At 39.0% G+C, this 1,900-nt stretch carries 3 protein-coding genes; 1 reads left to right on the top strand and 2 read right to left on the bottom strand.

What is annotated here, in order from left to right; all coding sequences use genetic code 11:
• Window positions 1-308: pilin (locus B0182_RS10680; protein ID WP_211271643.1), on the top strand; the 308-nt coding region annotated here is incomplete at its 5' end.
• A 316-nt stretch (window positions 309-624) separates the two neighbouring features.
• Here B0182_RS10680 and B0182_RS10675 read toward each other — a convergent pair.
• Both B0182_RS10675 and B0182_RS10670 read right to left on the bottom strand, forming a co-directional pair.
• A complete protein-coding gene (locus B0182_RS10675) occupies window positions 625-1,410 on the bottom strand; it encodes a hypothetical protein (RefSeq protein WP_078274923.1) in 786 nt (261 codons plus the stop codon).
• Window positions 1,411-1,595: 185 nt separating this feature from the next.
• Window positions 1,596-1,900: pilin (locus tag B0182_RS10670; RefSeq protein ID WP_211271642.1), on the bottom strand; the 305-nt coding region annotated here is incomplete at its 5' end.

The raw sequence follows: 1,900 nt of genomic DNA, 5'->3' as shown, positions 1-1,900 counted from the left end.
AGGGTAAAGAGCCAGTATTGGAAGCAGGTAATACTGAAACCACCAAAGAAGATGTTGGTCTAACTACTACTGGTGGTAAGGCTCGTTCTAACTTAATGAGTACTGTTACGATTGGAGGCGGTAAATTTGCCTCTGGTGCAGGTACCCTTGAAGGTACTTTGGGTAACCGTGCCAATAAAGATATCCACGGTACAGTTATTACCCAAAACCGTAATGCAGACGGCACTTGGAACTGTACAGTTAAGGGTGCGGGTACTGGTTGGAAAGACAAGTTCATACCAACTGGTTGCACAAAAGCAACTCAGTAATTAGCAAGGCCACCCAAAAAACACCACTCCTTTATGGGGTGGTGTTTTACGTAAATACATCATCAGCAACCACTATTAACACCTCTTAAAAAGAGTGATTGACATCAAATATAAGAAAAACCGCCACTCAAAGAACCGTTGGCGTACCAGCTCAGGTAACCACACTCAATTCATATCAAAATCATACAAAACCGTTCGCTCTGAGCCTGCCTGCGGGTGAAGCGGTTCTCCGTTATGGGCGGGCATAGCTTACCACGAACGAAAAACCTTTGTTGTGCTTTGAATAGAATTTACTATACAAATTGTCAAATATTGCTTATTCTTGGTGGTATATTTGTGCTGATAGTTGGTTTTTATAGGGTAGGTAAGGAGATGGTGTGATGTGTATGGTGTAATGATTTAAGGTTTTTCGATTAAAAAAGATAAAATGACTGTTATGCTTGATGTTCTCACCCAAGATAAACTCTTCATCACCGTTTGCCACCAAGATATAATAAGGGCGATTCTCTACTTCAATAATATCATAACCTGTAAAAAAGGCTGAACGCAAATACCCTATCGAAAACGCAGAAACGACCACATACACAAAAATAAAAGCCATAAAAATCTGATAATATTTTTCGTTACTCATCAACTCCCTAAGACGAATAGAAAAAGAGATTGCCCGTCCGAACTTATGGCAAACTAAAGAAATGGCTAAAATAGAAAGCACACATCCCATCAGACGGTATGACGACAAAATACCAACATAAAAATACAGCAGCAACATGATGGGTGTTGATACAATCACCAATAAAATAAAAATTTTGACAAACCCCAAATGAGATGCACCCCAAGAGACATGTAGTAGCTCAAAAAATCTCTTAATAAACTTAAACGCCTGATATCCGATCAAATAGCCAATAACAAAAACCATGGATACCACACAGACATAAGCCAAACTTCTGGCAATCATGCTACCACCTTGCACCACATGCCACCATGGGTAGCCATGATATGCTGCTTGACCCCAACCATAAGCGTAAGCCGTCGCCCAACTTAATACAGCCAAATACGCCATTGATACCGACGAGGCGACAAATTTATTAAAATTATTTAGCATGACTTAAGTCTCTTTTAAAACAAGAATAAAAAGAAATGGATAATAATTGTGATTGATTATTTTAGATAAAAAATAGACAAGCGTTTTCTTATTTTTGTATATTTATTGTAAATATTATGTCTTCATGTTACAAAACACCACCCCATAAAGGAGTGGTGTTTTGTAATCTAAGAGTAGATTATTACTTAGCTAGCTGTACAGCCAGTTGGGATAAATTTGTCTTTCCAACCAGTAGCAGCAGAACCATCAATGGTACAACTCCATACACCATCAGCAGCACGATTTTGCATGATTTTCGCACCAGTGATGTCTTTATTAGCACGAGTACCCAAGGTGCCAGTAATAGTGCCAGCTGAACTAGTAGCAGAGAAACCTCCTAATTCAACATTTGACATCAAGTTGGAACGAGGTTTGTTACTGGTGTCAGTTAGACCAATATCCTCTTTGGAGGTATCAGCATTATTAGCTTGCAATACTGGCTCTTTACCCT

The sequence above is a fragment of the Moraxella bovis genome, assembly GCF_002014975.1.
GTDB classification, from domain to species: domain Bacteria; phylum Pseudomonadota; class Gammaproteobacteria; order Pseudomonadales; family Moraxellaceae; genus Moraxella; species Moraxella bovis.
Note: the sequence above shows the minus strand (reverse complement) of the source record. Positions and strands in the feature narration are given on the sequence as shown.